A 20159-nucleotide genomic window follows, 5' to 3' on the forward strand; every position below is an offset into this window, starting at 1 on the left:
CATAATATTCGGTTCGGCCCCGCCGAGAGTATAGAGGGGCACATCGGAAATATCTCCCGGTGCCGCCGAAGCGGCAGTGGCCAGCCCCAGGAAAAAAGCTGCGATAAAAGAGCGCAGAGATACGAGGGATATCAATTTAGGGGCAGATTGCATTTTTATAATCATTTTTTCTTCCGCTACATAGACTTGCCATAGAGAGTGACCAGTATACGCTTGGTGCCGCCCGGCCCCTCCCCGCGGGCGACTATTCTGAACACCTCGACATCCTCAAAATCAATGGCCGGCTTGTTCCCGCTGAGGTCCACGTCCGTGGTATCGGAATCGTCGGAGGCGCGGCCGAACATTTCTATAAAGACACGCCCTTTCAGAAGGCCGTCCGGGCCCTCGAGCGTCGAGTTCCGTTTGGGGGCGTAGGTGTCTTTCCAGGTGTCTTCCGAAAAAATATCCGCAGGGCCCTTCCCTTGGGTTCTGCACCAGCCAGTGTCGCCGAAGGTGGAGGTATTATCGAGACCGTCGATATGCTTTTCCGCCTGGCGCACCATGGATTCCGCAACTTCCAGCGCTATCTTCGCGTCGCGGGAGGCGGCAGTCATGCGCTCGCCCAGCAGTACGGCGCGGGCTCCGGAGATGCCCATCATGGTCAGCACCAGCAGGATGATCAGGCTGACGATCAGTACCGCGCCCCGCTGTCGGTTCATCACCATCATATCCCCCGGTTACGTATTTTTGCCGTGGCCGTATAGAGCTTTCTCAGTCGGCCATCGGTGTATTCAGTGCCGTTGATTTTCTGCTTGGAAACACCGACACTGCCGTCGCTGGCCACCAGCAGCTGTACCCGGATCACCGCCACCCCCTCCATCTGCTCGGGGCTGTTGCTGGCATCCTGCCAGGTATCCACCACGCCGTTGCCGGTGCTGTCCCGTCCGTAGCGCACCTGCATATCCTCGATACCCGGTATCAGTTCCTGGGCCGCGCGGCCGTCCTCGCTCATAAAGAGAGAGGGGGTGTCGGTAACGTCACTGTTGGCAATAAAGAAGGTGCGGGAATAGGGCCGTAGTATTGTCGAATCCGTGCCGTAGTCCTCTTGCAAGGGAGGGGAAGGGTTCAGGTTTTTGATCCAGCCCTCATCTTTGTCATCGCGACCATCCCGTCCACCTGTATGTACGAGAGTTCTCTTGCCCGACTCGCCGGTTGTCTGGCTCGCCTGCACATTGGTAATGGTCATCAGTTCGCCGGCTTTACAGTTGGAGATCAGCACTATCTGCCCCGGCTGGATATCGCAAGCGGGAGATACATGCAAAGCTTCGCCGGTGACCATCCTGCCGGTGCCGCCGCAGGCGTTTTCCGCACCACTCAAGGTCAGTGTATCCGTGTTTGCCCGTACGGACTTTCCGCCTTCGGTTCCGCTGGTTATGTTGTTCTTTCCGCGGACACCATTTGCTCCAAACTCGCCGTGGACAGCGGCTTTGTAATCGCTATCGCTCTCATCGAGATGGTTCTGGATACTGTCCTTATTTGGCGCACAGCCCCAAAAATCCGCCATGCGGATTTCCCTGGTCAGAAAATCTATGGCAAAGCGACCGCTCTCCTGCGCCCGGGAATAGGCCATCTGCATGCGCATGGTGTCGCGGTTGCTGTCGAAGACCTGCAACACCCCGAGAAGCAACAGGGAGCTGAGCAGTATGCCGATCATCAATTCGATCAGGGAGAGGCCGCGCTGCCGGGAATTCATTCGCATGATCAAAGCTCCACCGTCATTTCAAACTCGGCGTCTTCAGGCCCGCCGGCGCCGCCGCCGTAGTTTTCCCCGGTGTGCTGTTCCTTCCATTTGACCGTCACTGTAACCTCGCCGCTCTTGCGGGAGATTTCGCCGCTGGCCGAGGGCAGATTCGTTTTGATCAGCTGGCCCCACTCGCGCTTATCCATGGCGGCGAGTTCCGCGGCGGAACAGCCCCCGCTGCAGTCGCTGTTCCCCGCTTCCGAGCCATCTACTGTGCCGTCGTAGCTGCCTGTCTCCACACCTTCGAGGTTGGCCCGCATACGCTCGGCCATATCGTGTGCCGCCAGGGTGGCCATATAGCGCTGCTGGGCACTGTTGCCGTTTTTCATGCTCATCATCTGGGTGGCGGCGAGTCCCAGCAGGCCGACCGCCAGCACCAGCACGGAGATCAGCACTTCGATCAGGGTAGCGCCGCGTTGCCTAAGCATTTTATTTCTCCTGGCTGCCGGTACAGGCGATATCGGTAGTCAAGCGCACTACCCCGGAGGTGAGCAGGGTGAGTTGGCGGCCGTAATTGCCTGCGCGGTCGTCGCACAGCCCAAAAGTAGTCATATCGGTCAGCCCGGAGACGAGGCCGCGGCCATTGAAGGTGAAATCGATATCCTGATTGTCGGTGCCGCCAACGGCGGCAGCCACGGTGATATTCCCTGAGTCGATGGTGAATACTCTCAATACCTCTTCACCGTCCTCGAAGTTGCCGTTGCCGTCGTCGGCCCAGACCCGCAGGCCGTTGTTCACATCACTGTCGATGGCACCGACTCCGACTCTTCCGCCGCGGCGCACAGCCTCGGCACGGGCGTATTGCAGGGTTGCATTGAGGTCGTTGATGGCTGTCACCGCCCGATTGTCTTTAATCATGGTGCTGAAAGACGGAACACCTATGGCGATGACGATAGCCAGGATGGCTATCACACACATCAGCTCTATGAGAGTAAAGCCAGCCGCGGGTCTTGGAACGGTCATTGCTTTCTCCACGCAGGAAGAAAGAGGACCTTTCTCCATGTCTTATCAGTGGCAGGTTTGTGCTTGGAATCTTTTTGGCAATCCGGAGGCGCAATTTGAGAGAGGGGGACGGACCTTGATATTACCGGCCATACGGCCAGTGATAACAACGGAGAAAACAAAATTACAAACAATACTGAGATGTCACTCATATCCCCCCCTTTTATACGGCCAGGCTCATACATAATCCGAACCCGACCCTGTTATTTTTCTGGTGGGTCTGTGGTCATATTAAATCCAAACCGAAAAAATATGCGTGGAATTTAGTTTCAAATGCAGGGAAAATAATTTCAAAGTACAAAAAACGTACCGTATTCAGTCTGCCGCTTGCTTGAACTTTCGTAGAGTTAATTTTCCAGCAGGTGGTGCCAATTTGTTTTCCCCATCAACATTGCCGGTTTCTCCTGAATCTCCAGCCTGGTTATGGACGAGGATAGCCGGCGAGCGTGTGAACCACCGTTTGAATGGGCGTGATATTTTCCCGGAGCAGTCGTGAGAATTGATGGAAAGGGGGTGGCGCCTCATCCGGGGCGGACGGATAAAGCCTTGCTTAAACTTCTGGAAACCGCATCAAGCGGCTTTTTCCGGACCGGTTTTGGGGTGTCCAGCTGCTTGCGCACGGCCTCGCGCTTGTGCCGTATGGATGCGCATTCGCGCGCTGGTTCGATGGGGGCCCTTGCCATCCACATCATCGATCTCGCACAGCACGATATAGCCACAGTCACTTTCGCCGCGAAATGGGTCGCTAGACCCGCACGGGGGATGAGGATGCAATCGGAATCCTGGCCGTTTACCTGGTGGTCGACGAATCGTCAAAGCTTCATGGAGGTGAGTTGGTCACAAGCAGCAGGTCTGGCATGTCGATAATTCACGATTTTGACCGAATTTGTTGTGCTGGTCTCGGTCATCTATCCAGACGTACTCTACAAAGCTGATTTCATTCATGGTGATATTCATTTAATGTGTACCTGCAGGTAAAATTACCTGCATATCGCAGGCTCCGTAAGCCATAGCTCCAAGATAGCACCTCTTCTCGGGTTGCCGGGGGTAAGAAAAGAGCGCGCGAAGATTAGTTTCCAACTTTCTGAGCGAACGTTTGAATAACTGTGGCATTTACGTGGTACTTTTACGAAATATGAATGATCATAGCGGCAGACCGCATCCCGGCACGAACGAAGCCTCCGGCATTAAATCCGGTTTTATCAAACCGTCATACAGCTTTGAAACATCGCAGCTCCCCTTAAACGAGCAGTTCGATGGATATCGGGATGAGCTTCCCGGACATATTGAACGCTCGGACGGAAAGGGAATTTCGGAAAAATTCTTTGTTGACACCAAAGGCTTCAGCCTGGGTGACATCCGTGCAGTCTCATCCAGATCCGATGGGTTTTCCTTTTATAGATCCCCGCAGGATGTCAAATCGTTTGATATGGATGATTGGGTAGTGGCGGTAAGAACAAAAGGTCATGTAGATGCCAATGTGGACGGGAATGCCGTACGCTTCCAGGGAAGTCACCTGGAGCTGAGAAATACGGGGGAGCCATTCAGCGCACACCTCTCCGCCCACGAATCCCTGTATTTTTTCCTGCCTAGGAAAACCTTGACAGGGTTGGAAGGAATACTCGACCACATTTCCGTCAGCGAAAAATCCAAACGCCTGCATCCGCTGCTCGGGCACTATCTGATGGCGCTAGGGGCCAGGCTCTCATATATGACGCCATCGGAATCCCTGATTGCCGCCGAAACCACTCGGGCCATGATCCGGGCCAGCGTTGCGCGGTCGCCGGAATCGATCGCCGCAGCGCAAACCCCTATCCTGGCGACTCAGTTTGAGGTGGCGAGAAAATTCATCGAGCGCAATCTCGGGCGGCCTGACCTGACGGTGGAGAGTGTTCGCGCCGCGCTGTGCGTGTCTCGCCGACAGGTGTACAAGATTTTTGAAAATCTGGGGGGCGTCGAGCGGTATATACGTTCAAGGCGGCTCAGTGCCTGCCTCCGTGAACTCCAGAGTTCCGAAATGCGGTGGACCATCAGCCAGATTGCCGAAAGGTACGGTTTCAAAGACGTGGCGGGTTTCAGTCGGCAGTTCCGTGCCCAGTTCGGAGGCAGCCCCGGCGAATTACGTGAAGCGGCCGGATCGATGCCGAAGCGCTCGAACTATACTGAATGGCTGAATCGTCAATAAAGAGCGGACATCCGCCTATTCATTGTGCGCACATTTTCGAGGCGATCACATCTTGGGAATAACTGGCCGGACAACTGTCGATTGCAGCAGTCGTATCCGCGCTGACCGTTTCACCACGGTTACGCAGCAGCGGCGCGATCAATTCGCATACTGGAAGGAATGGGTCGCCCCCCTGGTCGATATCGAGCGCGATGAGTCCACGGAAGGCGGCTATTTCGCCAGCGCAAGGGGTCATGACCTCGGATCCCTGCACTTCGCTTCCTCCAGCATGGACCCGATGCAATACCGGCATACCGAGGATCATGTTCGTGCCTCCGGCATCGACCATTGGTGTCTTGCTATTCTCAAACGGGGAAATGAAATCAGCCGTGCCGGCGACCGGGTGCTGACGAGTTCGGCCGGTTCCCTTCAAGTCAGATCTTTCGCCTATCCATTCGTCGGACGTTCCGACGGTACCAGCAGCGCGTGCCTTTTCCTCAGCAGGGACAATTTTCCGGACATTTCCGACATGCTGGATGCCGTGCATCATATAGGGGTCACAGGCAGTCTCGTGGAGGTACTAAAGGAATACATTATTACTCTTGAAGATTACATAAAAACACTAAGAGTCTCCGAAATATCCCTCGTAGTAGAGTCACTCACTCTTCTGCTCTCCGCGGCGCTCAAGCCTGCTGCAAATAACATTGGGGTGGCCGAGATGCCGATTGCAGCAGGCCGCTTCAACCTCGCACGAAAATACATTCAGCGATATTTGGCATCGCCAGACCTGGGAGCGAATTCGATCTGTCGGACACTGGGGATTTCGCGCCGGCAGCTCTACTACCTCTTCGAGAGACATGGTGGTGTCGAAAAATTCATCAGGCAACGGCGGCTTGCGGCTTGCTGCAAGGCGATTGCGGACCCGATGGATCACAGGCTTATCAACACCATCGCTTGCAGCTATGGTTTCACAAACCAGGCACTGTTCAGTCGCCAGTTTCGCGCCGCATATGGTTTCAGCCCCACAGAGGCCCGCGCCGCCGGACTGAGCGGGCATAGGCCGGAGCCCTCGCCGCCGAAGACTTTTTCGGAATGGTTGCTTCGGACGCGTGGGAGCTAGTGCCCCTCCCAAACAAGCTTTGCACGGAGAGACAATATTAATGCATCCAGCGCCATTTGGTGGGACCTGGAAGTAGAGGACAATGTGACAGGCCCGTATGATCGCCGCCAATAACCGGAGCGGCCGCCTTCTCTGCCCCAGCACACCCGGCGACAGTACCTATCCGTGAAATAAGCAGAACTTGGTGATCAAAACAATGAGAGTTTCGCTGGAGATGCTCGGGGAGTTAAGCATCTTCCACGACGGTAAGTCTGTAACCTTGCCAGCCTCCAAACGGACACGTGCGTTGCTGGCCTACCTTGCGAGGACCGCCCGGCCCCATCGCCGTGAACGTTTATGTGAAGTGTTTTTCGAAACTCCGAATGATCCTCGTGGGGCATTGCGCTGGTCGTTAAGCAAGATTCGTCCCTTGATTAACGATGCATCAATAGAGCGGCTAGTGGCAGATCGGGAACGCGTAACCATCAGTGCCCTGGATATCGAAATTGACATCAATACGCTGTCAGAAAAGTTAACATCCCCTGATTTGCCCTTCTCGGTATTAACTGACATTGCGGGCCAGTTACAAAAACCGTTTCTGGACGGTATCGACCTGCCTGACCAGGAACTCTTCCAGCAATGGCTGTCCGCCGAACGACAAGAGATAAATCGCTTGCGTGGAAAAGTGCTGGCCCGTTTAGCCACTCACTCTGACATTGCCCCCCACGAACGATTGAGCTGGGCCCGTCAGTGGCAGGCTCTGGAACCGTTCAGTCCCCACGCAGCCACTCAATTGTTGACCCTGCTGGAGCTGCTTGATCACACTTTGGAATTGAACACTTTGTCGCACGAACTGGCTAGGCGTTTCCGGAATGCCGGGATTGCGTGGCCTCCAGATATGCGCACCCAAGGCAGCCGGATCTCCGCCGGTGTCAAGGAGCGTCCCACAGAGCGGGAATTGCTAGCCCGGCAGAAAGTCCAGTTTTGCACCGCAAACGACGGCGTGCGCATCGCCTACGCATCTGTGGGCGAGGGCCCGCCCATCATCAAGGCCGCCAACTGGCTCACCCATATTGAGCACGATTGGGAGGCACCAATCTGGAGCCCTCTGTTTCGCAATCTCGCCGCTGACCATCGCTTTATTCGCTACGATGAACGGGGTAATGGCCTGTCCGACTGGAACGTCGCTAATATTTCTTTTGACACCTTTGTGACCGACCTTGAAGCGGTGGTAGCTGCCACGGGGCTGGATAAGTTTGCCCTGCTTGGCATATCTCAGGGCGCCGCCGTATCCATAGAATACGCCGTGAGGCACCCTGAGCGGGTGACACATCTTATTCTCTTCGGCGGCTATGCGGCAGGCTGGCGAATTGGCGCAACTGACGCAGTGGCCAGGGAACGTGAGGCTGTGATGACTCTGACCGAAACAGGATGGGGAAAGGACAACCCGGCGTATCGACAGATATTCTCATCCACTTTTATGCCCAGCGCCACCGCGGACGAGCTTACTTGGTTCAATGAATTCCAGCGTTTGACGACCTCGCCCGAGAACGCAGTCCGGTTTTTATCCGTATTCGCTGATATCGACGTGCGCGACCGGCTCGCGCAAGTGGCGGTGCCGACCTTGGTAATCCATTCGCTGGAAGACCAGCGCATTCCGGTCGAGGCCGCACGCGATCTCGCCGCCTCCATCCCCAACGCTGAGTTCGTGGAACTGGAGAGCGATGGACATCTGCTGCTCGGCCGCGAGCCCGCTTCAAAAGTTTTTGTGGAGACGGTACGAAATTTCATCTCCCGCAAGCGCTGGAATGCACAGCTTGGCTGAGGTTGTGCATGTCGGGTTTGTCACACGTGTAGCTGATTCATTTACCCTTTTTTACTTTAAGGGTCTGTGATCCATGTGGAATCAGATGCGGAATTTGGTTTCATATTTGTGGAAAATAATTGCAAAGCGCTAAAACAGTACCATCTTCAGTCTCCCACCCCCGTAGAATACCTGTATTGAACTGAAAAAAATGGCCATGATGAACCTGAAAGACCCATATTCGATCCTGATAAATTGGGCGCCATAAAATGGATCAGGCGCCATTACTCGTTGGGCAGTTGGCGTGATTTACCTCACTTGCTTAGTAATTGTTCATAGGCTCTCATCCGGGCCTTTGTCAACTGACTGCAAATGTACTTGATAAAACCTGGTCCGACGTCGCCTTCAAAGGTTCCACGTCCGGATAAAGTGCCTTAAAGTCTTGGAAAAAAATAATCGAATTTTGTTTCAAATCTATGGAAAATAGTTGCAAGGCGCCACAGCAACATCACCCCCGTTTTCCCACTTCGATGGAGGAGCATCATGTTAGTGCCATTGACGTTGTCTACTTGGCCAGGGAACTAAAACGTCACTCGATCGTCGATTTCGCACAGATACAGGCTATAGATCACAGGCTTGCGGACCGTGTTATCGAGTTGGAGGAAGGGCGGGATATCTCGGAGTTGATGGAAGAGCGCTATCCGGAATCCTGGATAATCACTCTGTGGCAGCTGGTGGATGCCAACCCCCTTGCAGTAGATATCGGCGCTCGTATGGGTGCTGCTATCGTTTTGCCGGAAGCTCAAGGGCTGCTCATCAGCTTGGTCCAGCATTGCGAAAACCTGGAGGAGGCGCTGGAAACCTATCTCGCGAATACTGACTTGGACAACCCATCTGAATCCTGGCAGGTTACCCGGACGAATAACTATATCCAACTGGCTTTCCGTTTTGTTTCAGGGAAGCCCTACCCACGCTGTGCTGTGGTGTACAAGATGGTTTCCCTGTGTCACTGGGCTGAACACCTGTTCGGACAGAGGATCCCCACTTGCTGGGCTGAATTTAGTTTCCCAAAGCCACGGTACGTCGACTTGCTGCAGCTGCTGTTACCCTACGAGCTTCGCTTCGATAGCGATAGAAACGCGTTTGTTTTTCCCGAGGAAGCTCTCTCCCTGCCGTTGCGACAGCGCAACCGTCACCTTAAAGGCATATTGGAACAGAGGATTTCGAGACTGGACTTCGTGGGGAAAGGACAGTCTGTCGAGAAACGGGTTCGCCAGTTGCTGAGAGAAAATCTGGCCGCTTACAACAGCATAGACAGCCTGGCGCAGGCCCTCTGTATGAGCCGGGTGACGCTGTACCGCAAGCTAAAGGAGGCGAAAACCAGCTTCTCCCGGCTTCTGGATGAGGAGCGTCGGCAGCTGTTTGCCCGCCACCGGCACCGGTCGGTGGTGCAGTTGTGCGACCTGCTCGGCTTCCGGGATGCCAGTGCCTATTACAAGGCCCGCAAGCGCTGGAATGTAAAGCCTGGCTGAGATTCTTGCGGAGATCGGTCTGAAAGGGGGCTCATGGCCGCACGCAGCGCACCAGTACCTTGCTCTCCAGTTCCTGCTCCATACAGTGAAATTGCTGGCCGTTTACGGTCAGTGTGTCGGGGGCTCCCTTGGGCTCGGTTGTGGCACAACCGGCAACTCCTGTCGCCATGGCCGCTGCAAGCAGAATACAACGCAACTTCTGCACCGCGGATACCTCACAGCTTTTCGGGTGGGCGCGGATTCACTCCGCTCCTTTACTGAGCCTAGAGGAAGCATCTGTCAGGGTGAGGCTTTTGATGCCATTTTGTATAAAGCTGCGACTGGCGGTAATGCTGTTCAGCTATGCAATATCGGTGATCAATACGGGCTGCTTTTGGTACTGTTGCACAGAAAACTCCCGCGGCTGTTAGCTCATTCCTTTGAAAATGCTAACAGCGGCGGAAGGACTGGTCGGTATGACCAAGGTATGAGGTCAACCGGGTTTAGCGGTGGCCTCTGCGAAAGCTCCGGTGACCTCGATGAATGTGATGTCCCCGGTGGATGCGGTGTCCCCGGTGGATGCGGTGTCCCCGGTAGATGCGGTCTCCCCGGTGGAGACGATGTCCCCGATAGAGGCGGTCTCCCCGGTAGTAGTGGTGCCCGCGATAGCCTCGATAGTAGGGACGGCCGTAGCGGTAATAGGACCGGCCTTGGTAGAAACGATAGCGCGGTTGGTAGCGGTAACGGTAATAGCGCGGCGACGAATAGAAGAAATAGGCCCCGGAGGATGGGTACACATAGGGGCGCGCATAGGGATAGGAGTAATAGGAACTGCCGCCGTAGTAACCGTCGGCCACGCAGGCACTCAGACCGAGGCCGGTGCTGACAGTGATGGCGATCAGGCTTGTCTTCAATAGTCTATTCATAGTGCAAACTCCGAAGTGGGGAAAACCCGTTGGTTACGGCTTCCCTGCGACACTGGATGTCGCTCGCCTTGGGATTCGCTGAATGGGCTAGAGCGGTCTCGCCCGCGGGGGTAGGGGTCCGTAGTAGTAGGGACGATAGCGACGGTGCGGTATGGGCTGGTCAAAGCCGCCATGCCGGTAGTAGTTGGGGTGGCGCACACTGTGGCAGACGCCGTTGGGATGGCAGTGGTAGTAGGGGCCGCGGACCTCGTAGTGAGGCCTGCTGGCGCCTCCCCCCACGTAGCCGGTATCGGTACAGGCCGGCAGTGTGGCGGCGGCCAGGACGCAGCCGGCTCCGGTGAGCAGTCGCCTGCTGGACTGGGGCTTCATTGAGACCTCCGCGCCGATTGGCGGGTAAATCGTCTAATTTTCAGCCTAGCAGCATTGGCGCGATTTTCATTTATTTTTTAGCGAGAGAGGGCGAACACAGGGCTCGCCCCAAGGATCAGCTGCTGGGCAGTAGCTCCGCATCGACGAAATCGCGGTAGATAGCGCTGGCCAGCAGCGCCTTGGCCTCGGCGATATCCGGGGCGAAATAGCGGTCCCTGTCATAGAAGGAGACCCGCTCGCGCAGCTTGGTTTTAGCGGCCTCCAGCTTGGCCGAGGTCTTCAGCGGGGCGCGGAAATCCAGGCCCTGGCAGGCGGCCAGCAGTTCCACCGCGAGAATGCCGCAGGTGTTGTCGGCCATCTCCCGCAGGCGACGGCCGGCGAAAGTGGCCATGGACACGTGGTCCTCCTGGTTGGCGGAGGTGGGCAGGGAATCCACGCTGGCCGGGTGGGCCAGGGATTTGTTTTCGCTGGCCAGTGCCGCCGCGGTGACCTGGGCGATCATAAAGCCGGAGTTGACCCCGCCGTTATCCACTAGGAAAGGCGGCAGCCCGGACAGATTTGTGTCGATCAGCAGCGCCGTGCGCCGCTCGGACAGAGCACCGATTTCCGCCAGTGCCAGGGCTAGGTTGTCGGCCACCATGGCCACCGGTTCGGCGTGGAAGTTGCCACCGGAAATAATGTCGGAATTTCCCGGGTTTTCCTCGTCGGTAAATACCAAAGGGTTGTCGGACACGCCGTTGGCCTCGGCCAGAAGGACTTCCGCGGCAAAGCGGATCTGCTGTAGGCAGGCGCCCATCACCTGGGGCTGGCAGCGCAGTGAGTAGGGGTCCTGCACCTTCTCGCAGCCCCGATGTGACTCGCTGATTTCGCTGCTATCGCCGAGCAGCTCGCGGTAGGCGGCCGCCACCTGGCGCTGGGCGCGTTGCCCGCGCGCCGCGTGGATGCGGTCGTCAAAGGGGCGGCGCGAACCTTTCGCCGCCTCCAGCGCCAGGGAGCCGGTGACGATTCCCCCGGCGAACAGGTCCTCGGCGGCGAAGAGGCCGAGCAGCGCGAAGGCGGCGGAGGCCTGGGTGCCGTTGAGCAGTGCCAAGCCCTCTTTGGGCGCCAGGGTGAGCGGTTCCAGGCCGGCCACTTTCAGTCCTTCTTTTGCCGGTTTGCGTTCGCCGTCGACAAACACCTCGCCCTCGCCCAGCAGCACCACGCTCATATGCGCCAGCGGCGCCAGGTCGCCGGAGGCGCCCACGGAACCCTTTTCCGGAATCGCCGGGAAGACGCTGGCGTTGACCAGCTTGATCAGTGCCTCGATCAGCTCTGCGCGCACCCCGGAAAATCCGCGCGCGAGGGAGTTGATCTTCAGTACCATCAGCAGGCGCACTGTGGCCTCGTCCATAAAATTGCCGGTGCCGGCGGCGTGGGACAGAACGATGGCTCGCTGCAGGGTTTCCAGGTCTTTCTGCTCGATACGGGTGTTGGCCAGCAGACCGAATCCGGTGTTGATGCCGTAGACGGTGCGGCCCTCGCTGAGCACCTGGGCCACGGTTTTTTCCGAGGCCGCGATGGCCGGGTAGGCGGCTTTGTTCAGCGACAGTTTCACCGGCTCTCGGGCGACGCGGCGCAGTTGGGCCAGGCTCAGTTGGCCGGGGTTGATTTCCAATTGGTACATAAACTCTCTCACCAAAAATGCCGGTTGTGTGTTGCATTCTGTTGTTTGTGGCGAGCCTGCGGCCCGCGTGCGGAGCTGGAGCCTTCAGCGCTCAAAGGCAAACAGCTCGGCGTTAACTCGCGCCATCCATGGCGCTCGGCCTTCGGCCAGCTAAAGCTGTTCAAATCGGCAGTCCTGCCGATTTGTCCCGGGCTCAGTTCTTCAACATCGGCAGGTCCAGCCCCTGCTCCACCGCGCAGTTTTTCGCGATCTCGTAACCCGCATCCGCATGGCGCATCACGCCGGTGGCCGGGTCGTTCCACAGCACACGGGCGATGCGTTTGGCGGCGGCTTCGGTGCCGTCGCAGACGATCACCACGCCGGCGTGTTGGCTAAAGCCCATGCCCACCCCGCCGCCGTGATGGAGGGAGACCCAGGTGGCGCCGGAGGCGGTGTTGAGCAGCGCGTTCAGGAGCGGCCAGTCGGAGACCGCAGCGGAGCCGTCCATCATGGATTCGGTTTCGCGGTTGGGACTGGCCACGGAGCCGCTGTCCAAGTGGTCGCGCCCGATCACCACTGGCGCTTCCAGTTCGCCGCTGGCCACCATCTCATTGAAGGCCAGCGCCAGGCGCGCGCGGTCCTTCAGTCCCACCCAGCAGATCCGCGCCGGCAGGCCCTGGAACTGGATGCGTTGGCGGGCCATATCCAGCCAGTTGTGCAGCTGCGGGTCGTCCGGGATCAGTTCTTTCACCTTGGCGTCGGTCTTGTAGATATCCTCGGGATTGCCGGACAGTGCCGCCCAGCGGAAGGGGCCGATACCCTCGCAGAACAGCGGACGGATATAAGCGGGCACGAAGCCGGGGAAATTGAAGGCGTTTTTGACCCCTTCCTCGAACGCCATCTGGCGGATGTTGTTGCCGTAGTCCAGGGTGGCGGCGCCGCGCTCTTGCAGTTCCAGCATCGCGGTGACCTGGATAGCCATGGATTTCTTGGCCTCCTTCACCACCAGCGCTGGATCTTTGCGGCGCATTTCCGCGGCCTGCTCCAGGGTCCAGCCCTTCGGCAAATAGCCGTTCAGCGGATCGTGGGCGGAGGTCTGGTCGGTCACCGCGTCGGGCAGGAGTTTGCGCGCAACGATTTCCGGAAAAATATCCGCGCAATTGCCCAACAGGCCCACGGAAACCGCTTCGTCTTGACTCTTTGCGTCTTCGATAATCTGCAGCGCCTCGTCCAGGCTGGTGGCTTTTTTATCGAGGTAGCCGGTGCGCAGGCGGAAGTCGATGCGGGTCTCGTCGCACTCCACCGCGAGCATGCTGAAGCCGGCCATGGTGGCCGCCAGCGGTTGGGCGCCGCCCATGCCGCCGAGGCCGCCGGTCAGTATCCATTTGCCCTTGGCCTCGCCTTGGAAATGCTGGCGGGCCACTGCGGCAAAAGTTTCATAAGTGCCCTGCACAATGCCCTGGGAGCCGATATAGATCCAGGAGCCGGCGGTCATCTGGCCGTACATCATCAGGCCTTTTTTATCCAGCTCGTTGAAGTGCTCCCAGTTGGCCCAGTGGGGCACCAGGTTGGAGTTGGCGATCAGCACCCGCGGCGCGTCGGCGTGGGTTTTGAAAACGCCCACCGGCTTGCCGGATTGCACCAGCAGGGTTTCGTCTTCATCCAGGCGCTTGAGCACTTCGACGATTTTGTCGAAGCACTCCCAGTCCCGCGCGGCGCGGCCGATACCACCATAGACGACCAGATCCTCCGGGCGCTCGGCCACTTCCGGGTCCAGGTTGTTCATCAGCATGCGCAGCGGCGCCTCGGTGAGCCAGCTCTTGGCGCTGAGCTCGGTGCCGCGGGGGGCGATGATTTTGCGGCTGGGGTCATGGCGTTTGTCGGTGGTCATTTTTAACCTCGCAAAAATTTATCCCAAAGCGTTAGATAATTGGCTCTTTTTTTGTAGGAGCGGCGGGGCCGCCCCGCCGCTCCTACAGGTGTATATTCAAAATCGGAGCTGTGCGCCAAGCCGGTAGCGACTGCCCGGATGCACCAGCCGCGCAAAGCTCACGGTGCCGGTACTGCTTTTGGTGCGCCGCCAGACCTGCAGGCAGGCACTGCCGGCTTCCAGTTCCAGCGCCTCGCCCACCGCCGCTTCCGCGACGATCGCTTCCACTGTGGTGTCCACTTCGGTCAGAGGGGCCACCCGGGAAAGATAGGCGTTGGGGGTGGTGCTGGAGAAATCCTGCTGCAGGTAGTCCGGCGCCAGTTGCGGGTTGGTGAATCGCTCTTCCCATTGGATCGGCAGGCCGTTGTCGCAGTGCACGATGACCGAATGGAACACCGGCGCACCCTGCGGCAGGCCCAGGGCGTGGGCCACGTTGGCCTCCGCCGTCGTTTCCCGCAGCAGCAGGATGCGGCTGCTGTAGCTGTGGCCGCGGGCGCTGACCTCGTCGGCGATATTGCGCACTTCCAGTAGGGAGCCCGCGGGTACCGGCTCGGCCACGAAGGTGCCCAGGCCCTGGGAGCGCATCAGTACCCCCTCGTCGGTCAGTTCGCTCAGGGCGCGGCGCGCGGTCATACGGCTGACCCCGAACTCCTGGGCCAACTGATTCTCTGAGGGGACCTGGGAGTGCACCGCCCAGCGGCCGGACTCAATCTGCCCGCGGATATGGCGCTTGATGGCGACGTAACGGGGCTCTCCTCGCGCCGAGGGCCTTTTACCCTCCGCTGAGGGCTTTTTGCCCCCCGCTGAGGGCTCTCTTGCAGTATTCATGGACTTCGGTAAAGTGCTCCACATACTTGTATATGGTTGTATATACAAGATTCTGGTTACTATGGTGGCCGCACCGGCCGGTGTCAAGCCTCCCCTGTGGGAGCCAGCGCGGGATACTATTGGGGAGCCTGCTCGTGAGGATACCGAGCGTCTATGGTTAACAAGAGGAAAACCGCGCCTGCGGGAAAGCTATGACAGAACGCTGCGAGCTGCTGATTACCAATGTCCACGCCGCCACCATGGACCCCTCCCTGCCCGGCGCCTACGGCGCGGTGGAGGATGCCGCGGTGGCGGTTACCGGCGGCCGCATCGTGTGGCTGGGTCCGCGCACCGAACTGCCGGACACCACTCCCGACGAGGTGGTGGACGGCGAGGGCCAGTGGCTGACCCCGGGCCTGGTGGACTGCCACACCCACTTGGTCTACGGCGGCCACCGCGCCTCCGAGTACGCCCGCCGCCTGGGAGGCGAGAGTTACGAAGAGGTGGCCCGCGCAGGCGGCGGCATTCTGTCCACGGTGCGAGCCACCCGTGCGGCCAGCGCCGAACAGCTGTACCGCGCCGCCGAACCCCGACTGCGCGCGCTGATGGCCGAGGGCGTGACCACCGTGGAGATCAAATCCGGCTACGGCCTGGACCTGGATACCGAACTGAAACAGTTGCGCACAGCGCGCCGCCTGGCCCAGCACCACCCGGTGAGTATCACCACTACCTGCCTGGCCGCCCACGCGCTACCGCCGGAATACGACGGCCGCGTCGACGAATATATCGATCTGGTGTGCGAGGAAATCCTGCCGGCGGTGTCCAAGGAGCAACTGGCGGATGCGGTGGATATGTTCTGCGAGTCCATCGCCTTTTCCGTCGACCAGTGCCGGCGGGTGATCGACTGCGCGCACAAGCTGGATCTGCCGATCAAGGTACACGCGGAGCAGCTCTCCAGCAGCGGCGCCACCGCCATGGCCGCGGCCGCCGGCGCCCTGTCCGCGGATCATATTGAGTACATTACCGAAATGGATGTGGCCGCCATGGCCGAGAGCGGCACGGTGGCAGTATTGCTGCCCGGGGCCTTTTACACCCTGCGCGAAACCCGGGTGCCGCCGGTGGACAGGCTGCGCGCCGCCGGCGTGCCCATGGCCCTGTCCACCGACCTGAACCCCGGCAGCTGCCCCATCGCCTCGCTGCGGCTGATGATGAATATGGGCTGCAACCTGTTCGGGTTCACCCCTGCCGAGGCACTGGCCGGAGTGACCCGCGCTGCGGCCCGGGCGCTGGGCCTGTGCTGTTCCCGCGGCGTGCTGCGCGCCGGGTTGCGTGCGGACATGGTGCTATGGCCCATGGATACTCCCGATCAACTTGCCTATGAAGTGGGCGCGCTGAAACCGGCACGGATTTTCCTCGCCGGTAGAACAGTAGGAGGCAGAGATGTTACAGCTGGCTGATATGCGCCTGTGGAGCGGGCGCACCGATAGCGAGGACGGCAAGGCCGGCGAGCGCTGGCACCAGCGCATCACACCGCTGCAACTGGACAGTTCTCCGGGTCTGGCGATCCTGGGCTTTGCCTCCGACGAGGGGGTGCGCCGCAACAAAGGCCGCATCGGCGCCGCCAAGGGCCCGCGCATCCTGCGCCTGGCCATGGCCAACCTGCCCGCCACTTTCGACACACCGATGTACGACGCCGGCAATGTGAAGATTGAAAGGGAGGACCTGGAATCCGCCCAGTCCATGCTCGGCGCGCGTATCAAGGAGCTGCTGGATGGCGGCCACTTTCCCCTGGTACTGGGCGGCGGCCACGAGGTCGCGTTCGGCAGCTATCAGGGCATCGCCCGCTGGATGCGCGAGCATCACCGCGACAAGACCCTGGGCATTATCAATTTCGACGCACACCTGGACCTGCGCGTGCCCTCCCCCCGGGGGTCGTCAGGCACGCCCTTCTACCAGATCGCCGAGCAGTGCGAGATCAACGGCCGTCCCTTCAACTACCTATGTATCGGCGCCGCCGACAGCGCCAATACCCCGGCGCTGTATAACCGCGCCCGCGAACTGGGTGCACATGTGATCCGCGACCGCGAGATCACCAGTTGGCAGCTGGACAGAGTGCGGGAACAGATCCGGGAATTTATCGACAGGGTGGACTTCGTCTACCTCACCATCTGTCTGGATTTTTTCCCCGCCGCAGTAATGCCCGCGGTCAGCGCCCCCGCCGGGCGCGGCGTGTCGCTGGAACTGTTCGAGCCGCTGCTGGATACGGTACTGGAATCGAAAAAGGTGTGCCTGGCGGATATGGCGGAGTTCAATCCCTATTTCGATATCGAGGACCACGCCGCGCGCACCGCGGCGCGGATTGCGTTTCAGGTTGTCAATGGCGTGGCAGGAACGGGTTAAAGCCTAGATCTGAGTTGTATTCAGCGGGAAGAAAGAATATCTGGCGGGACATTCGACATCTCTGGCGACGATACTCACATGCGCCGCGGGAGGGCGGTAAGGTGTCAGCTAAAAGGGTTTGCATTGTGTGACTAAAAGAGCATAAAGTTGCTCGACGTGATGTGCGTCACAATAAAAAAAGCAAAATAATTCCGTCAATTGCGAAAACAAAAACAGGCATTTCCCTATCACTGCGTGCCGCAATAACCGCAAAGAGGCTGAAACCACAATGTTTAAAAAAGCTCTCGCTATCGCTCTTGTTGTTACCCTCTCCGGCTGCACCTATCTACGCCAGAAGACCATGCCCAGAGATATGGACCTGCTGAGTGGCCCGGCGAGCCTGTTTGACGAGAAAAAGACCGCCGACGCGATACTGCAGAAATACGGCTATTTCGATGCAAGCGGACAATATACCCCCATTCAGGAAGACGCCGTTCTCGACGGTAACCAGGAAAAGCACCGCAGAAACTCCCTGCAGGATGAACTGATCGCCCTCTCCAACGAGCGCTGCAACCACTACAAGCGGGTGCTTATGTCAGCCAAAAACCAGGCCAGCGTGCTCTGGGGCAGCACCAGCCTGCTGATGTCCGGCGCCGGTGCCATAGTGTCACACGCCCCCACTGCCAACGCCTTTTCCGGTGTCGCCGCTGCCGCCACCGGCATCAATTCGGAATACGATAAAGCTTACTTCAACGAACTGAGCGTGAATGTAATTATTTCCGGAATAGACAAGAAGCGGGGAGCCGTTCTCGATCAGATCCGGGGTGAGCAGGATAAAGGCCTGGTAAAGTACTCCGCCCAAAGAGCCATCTCCGAAGTGCTTGAATACCACGGTGCCTGCAGCGCAGTGGCAGGGCTTTCCGCAGCGGGCACATCGCTGCAGAAGATCTCCAAGGCGCAACTTATCGGCGATTAAAATGGATGAGGGCTGTGGTGTACCTACTGCGGCGCGGCTCGCCTCTAAAGATGCCAATGAGATGGCGGTGGGGCGAACGGCATCCGGCGGTAGTGCCAACAGCTCAATCAACTAATAACTGAGCGCCGCCGGAACAAAGGCATATTAAAGTTCCCGCCACACCGCCAGGCTACCCAACTGTGGCAGCTCGGCCTGCTCCTCAAATTCGCGGCTGCGCAGATAGCGCGCGAAGGCGAACTTCCATTTGCCGTAACTCGCCGCCACGCCGACCCCCAGATCGGCGACAAGGGGATTTCGCTGCACGCTGTGACTGTCTTTCCAGGTGTTGCCGTCGAGGGTGATGTCGTGGAACACTGCTCCGGTGCCTGCAGGAATTTCTGGGTATTTTCCTCCATCCTTGGGGACCGGCCGCAAATACGATGGCAGTATCCAGGGCGAAAAACAGCAGGAAAACCAACCTCGGTAAAACTAGTTTATTCACGACTCTAGCCTCCGATATTTCGGCGTTAGCCTGGATCGTGTTCAGGTGGAGACGTGCAGGCGCACATCCACGTTGTTGCGGGTGGCGTTGGAGTAGGGGCAGACCTCCTCGTGGGCCCGCTTCACCAGCTTTTCCGCGGTTTCCTTATCCAGGCCCGGCAGGCTGACAAACAGGTCGATATCCAGGCCAAAGCCCTTGTCCTGCGGACCGATACCCACCTCCCCGCGCACGCTGGTGTTTTCCGGCACCTTGACTTTCTCTTGACCGGCGACAAATTTGATCGCGCCGATAAAGCAGGCGGAATAGCCCGCGGCAAACAGCTGTTCCGGGTTGGTCGCGTCGCCGCCGGGGCCGCCCAGCTCCTTCGGGGTGGTGAGTTTTACGTCCAGGATGCCGTCGGAAGATTTGGCCTGGCCGTCGCGGCCTCCGGTGGCAGTGGCTACGGCTTTGTAGAGTACTTGCATGACAGTGTCCTCGTTGGCTGGTTTTGAAGTCTAGGTTGCCGTGCCGGGCTCGGAGAGAAAATTATCGCGATAATCATTAGCTGCTGTGGAATCGTTTCGACCCGGTGCTGCATGGACCTGCCGGCGGCAGTGAGCTGCAGATGGACCCGGCGCTCGTCCTTGGTTGGGGGCGCGCCGGCGGTCGATCAGGCCCTGGGCTTCCAGGCGCCTGATCACCGGGCTCAGAGCGCCTTTGCCGTGTATCTGATCGCGTACAGATTCAGCGCCGCCAACGTGTTCTGGGCGCTGGTGTTCTCTGTCAATAACCGCCGGGATACCTGGTTGCCGGCGAATGAGAGCGCGCGGGCCTATCTGGACCTAGGGAAATTACCCGATAGATAAATGGAATGACATCATGAGTTTTGATTTCTCGCAACTAATTAACAAACTTGCCGAGGCCTTCAGCGGTATGAGCTTGGTCCAGGCACTGCTTTTTGTACTGCTTTTTATGGCGGTCTGGTTTCTTCCAACCATTGTGGCGCTGTTTTGCAATCGCAAGCATCTGGGGAAAATTCTCCTGGCAAACGTTCCCGCCGGTTTATCTTGGGTCGCCTGGCTTGCGCTGCTGGCATGGGCGGTGACGGGGAAAGTACGGGGAAAAAACAGGGCAGAAAGTCCGGCGGAGCCGACTGCCTGAAAAACCGTATACTTGCGCGGCACCTTTCAGCTCAGGAGGGCCAGCATCATGCAGCCCTCCCGGGCTGGGACCCGTTTCCTGTTGTTCGGTCCCCTACACATCCGTCTTCGGACTGCCAACTACGACGCCGGGGTTTTTAGCCGGGCCGG

20 protein-coding genes are annotated in these 20159 nt (G+C 58.6%); 8 read left to right on the top strand and 12 right to left on the bottom strand.

From position 1 onward, the window contains the following. Positions 1 to 176: 176 nt before the first annotated feature. From FHS09_RS07165 to FHS09_RS07180, 4 genes are read right to left on the bottom strand one after another with little or no spacing between them, the layout of a single operon-like run. Entirely contained in the window at positions 177 to 698 is a 522-nt protein-coding gene (locus tag FHS09_RS07165; protein ID WP_183458189.1) for a pilus assembly PilX family protein, read from the bottom strand. Positions 699 to 703: 5 nt separating this feature from the next. After that, positions 704 to 1738, bottom strand: coding sequence for a PilW family protein (locus FHS09_RS07170; protein ID WP_183458313.1), 1035 nt, complete (start codon positions 1736 to 1738; stop codon positions 704 to 706). 2 nt (positions 1739 to 1740) lie between these two features. After that, positions 1741 to 2208: a type IV pilus modification protein PilV gene (pilV, locus tag FHS09_RS07175; protein ID WP_183458191.1), complete on the bottom strand. Its 468-nt coding sequence runs from the start codon at positions 2206 to 2208 to the stop codon at positions 1741 to 1743. A gap of 1 nt (position 2209) precedes the next feature. Continuing rightward, a complete protein-coding gene (locus tag FHS09_RS07180) occupies positions 2210 to 2743 on the bottom strand; it encodes a GspH/FimT family pseudopilin (RefSeq protein WP_183458315.1) in 534 nt (177 codons plus the stop codon). Between the two features lie 1174 nt (positions 2744 to 3917). Here FHS09_RS07180 and FHS09_RS07185 point away from each other — a divergent pair. The 4 genes from FHS09_RS07185 to FHS09_RS07200 all read left to right on the top strand — a co-directional run bounded on the left by FHS09_RS07185 (position 3918) and on the right by FHS09_RS07200 (position 9381). After that, positions 3918 to 4967 (top strand): helix-turn-helix domain-containing protein, encoded by a 1050-nt coding sequence (locus FHS09_RS07185; RefSeq protein ID WP_183458193.1) that lies wholly within the window; start codon positions 3918 to 3920, stop codon positions 4965 to 4967. 52 nt (positions 4968 to 5019) lie between these two features. Beyond that, complete coding sequence (locus tag FHS09_RS07190) at positions 5020 to 6066, top strand: helix-turn-helix domain-containing protein (RefSeq protein WP_183458195.1); 1047 nt, start codon at positions 5020 to 5022, stop codon at positions 6064 to 6066. Between the two features lie 184 nt (positions 6067 to 6250). Then, positions 6251 to 7870 (top strand): bifunctional AfsR/SARP family transcriptional regulator/alpha/beta hydrolase, encoded by a 1620-nt coding sequence (locus FHS09_RS07195; protein WP_343057430.1) that lies wholly within the window; start codon positions 6251 to 6253, stop codon positions 7868 to 7870. A 665-nt stretch (positions 7871 to 8535) separates the two neighbouring features. Next, positions 8536 to 9381 carry an AraC family transcriptional regulator gene (locus FHS09_RS07200; RefSeq protein ID WP_183458197.1) on the top strand — a complete coding sequence of 282 codons (846 nt, stop codon included), beginning with the start codon at positions 8536 to 8538 and terminating at the stop codon, positions 9379 to 9381. Positions 9382 to 9412: 31 nt separating this feature from the next. Here the strand turns inward: FHS09_RS07200 and FHS09_RS07205 are convergent, their stop codons facing one another. From FHS09_RS07205 to hutC, 6 genes are all read right to left on the bottom strand, one after another. Continuing rightward, positions 9413 to 9550 (bottom strand): hypothetical protein, encoded by a 138-nt coding sequence (locus tag FHS09_RS07205; protein WP_183458199.1) that lies wholly within the window; start codon positions 9548 to 9550, stop codon positions 9413 to 9415. A gap of 313 nt (positions 9551 to 9863) precedes the next feature. After that, positions 9864 to 10286: a hypothetical protein gene (locus FHS09_RS07210; RefSeq protein ID WP_183458201.1), complete on the bottom strand. Its 423-nt coding sequence runs from the start codon at positions 10284 to 10286 to the stop codon at positions 9864 to 9866. Positions 10287 to 10373: 87 nt separating this feature from the next. Continuing rightward, the gene (locus FHS09_RS07215; protein WP_183458203.1) at positions 10374 to 10655 is read right to left on the bottom strand and encodes a hypothetical protein; all 282 of its coding nucleotides are present in this window, start codon (positions 10653 to 10655) and stop codon (positions 10374 to 10376) included. Between the two features lie 115 nt (positions 10656 to 10770). After that, complete coding sequence (hutH, locus tag FHS09_RS07220) at positions 10771 to 12318, bottom strand: histidine ammonia-lyase (protein WP_183458205.1); 1548 nt, start codon at positions 12316 to 12318, stop codon at positions 10771 to 10773. A 193-nt stretch (positions 12319 to 12511) separates the two neighbouring features. Next, positions 12512 to 14188, bottom strand: a complete 1677-nt coding sequence (gene hutU / locus FHS09_RS07225) for a urocanate hydratase (RefSeq protein ID WP_183458207.1) — start codon at positions 14186 to 14188, stop codon at positions 12512 to 12514. A 96-nt stretch (positions 14189 to 14284) separates the two neighbouring features. Further along, positions 14285 to 15055: a histidine utilization transcriptional repressor HutC gene (hutC, locus tag FHS09_RS07230; RefSeq protein ID WP_183458209.1), complete on the bottom strand. Its 771-nt coding sequence runs from the start codon at positions 15053 to 15055 to the stop codon at positions 14285 to 14287. A 191-nt stretch (positions 15056 to 15246) separates the two neighbouring features. Here hutC and hutI point away from each other — a divergent pair, with 191 nt between their 5' ends. From hutI to FHS09_RS07245, 3 genes are all read left to right on the top strand, one after another. Beyond that, positions 15247 to 16491 carry an imidazolonepropionase gene (hutI, locus tag FHS09_RS07235; protein ID WP_183458211.1) on the top strand — a complete coding sequence of 415 codons (1245 nt, stop codon included), beginning with the start codon at positions 15247 to 15249 and terminating at the stop codon, positions 16489 to 16491. Next, a complete protein-coding gene (gene hutG, locus FHS09_RS07240; RefSeq protein ID WP_183458213.1) occupies positions 16475 to 17434 on the top strand; it encodes a formimidoylglutamase in 960 nt (319 codons plus the stop codon). The genes hutI and hutG overlap by 17 nt, the downstream gene beginning before the upstream one ends. 268 nt (positions 17435 to 17702) lie before the next feature. Continuing rightward, a complete protein-coding gene (locus FHS09_RS07245; RefSeq protein WP_183458215.1) occupies positions 17703 to 18389 on the top strand; it encodes a hypothetical protein in 687 nt (228 codons plus the stop codon). A 144-nt stretch (positions 18390 to 18533) separates the two neighbouring features. Here FHS09_RS07245 and FHS09_RS07250 read toward each other — a convergent pair whose 3' ends face one another. Both FHS09_RS07250 and FHS09_RS07255 read right to left on the bottom strand, forming a co-directional pair. Beyond that, a complete protein-coding gene (locus FHS09_RS07250; protein ID WP_221191846.1) occupies positions 18534 to 18743 on the bottom strand; it encodes a lipid A-modifier LpxR family protein in 210 nt (69 codons plus the stop codon). A gap of 168 nt (positions 18744 to 18911) precedes the next feature. Beyond that, positions 18912 to 19334 (bottom strand): organic hydroperoxide resistance protein, encoded by a 423-nt coding sequence (locus tag FHS09_RS07255; protein ID WP_183458217.1) that lies wholly within the window; start codon positions 19332 to 19334, stop codon positions 18912 to 18914. Positions 19335 to 19728: 394 nt separating this feature from the next. Here FHS09_RS07255 and FHS09_RS07260 point away from each other — a divergent pair, with 394 nt between their 5' ends. Next, complete coding sequence (locus tag FHS09_RS07260) at positions 19729 to 20010, top strand: superinfection immunity protein (protein ID WP_183458219.1); 282 nt, start codon at positions 19729 to 19731, stop codon at positions 20008 to 20010. The last annotated feature ends 149 nt before the right edge of the window (positions 20011 to 20159 follow it).

This window comes from Microbulbifer rhizosphaerae (genome assembly GCF_014191725.1).
GTDB lineage: Bacteria > Pseudomonadota > Gammaproteobacteria > Pseudomonadales > Cellvibrionaceae > Microbulbifer > Microbulbifer rhizosphaerae.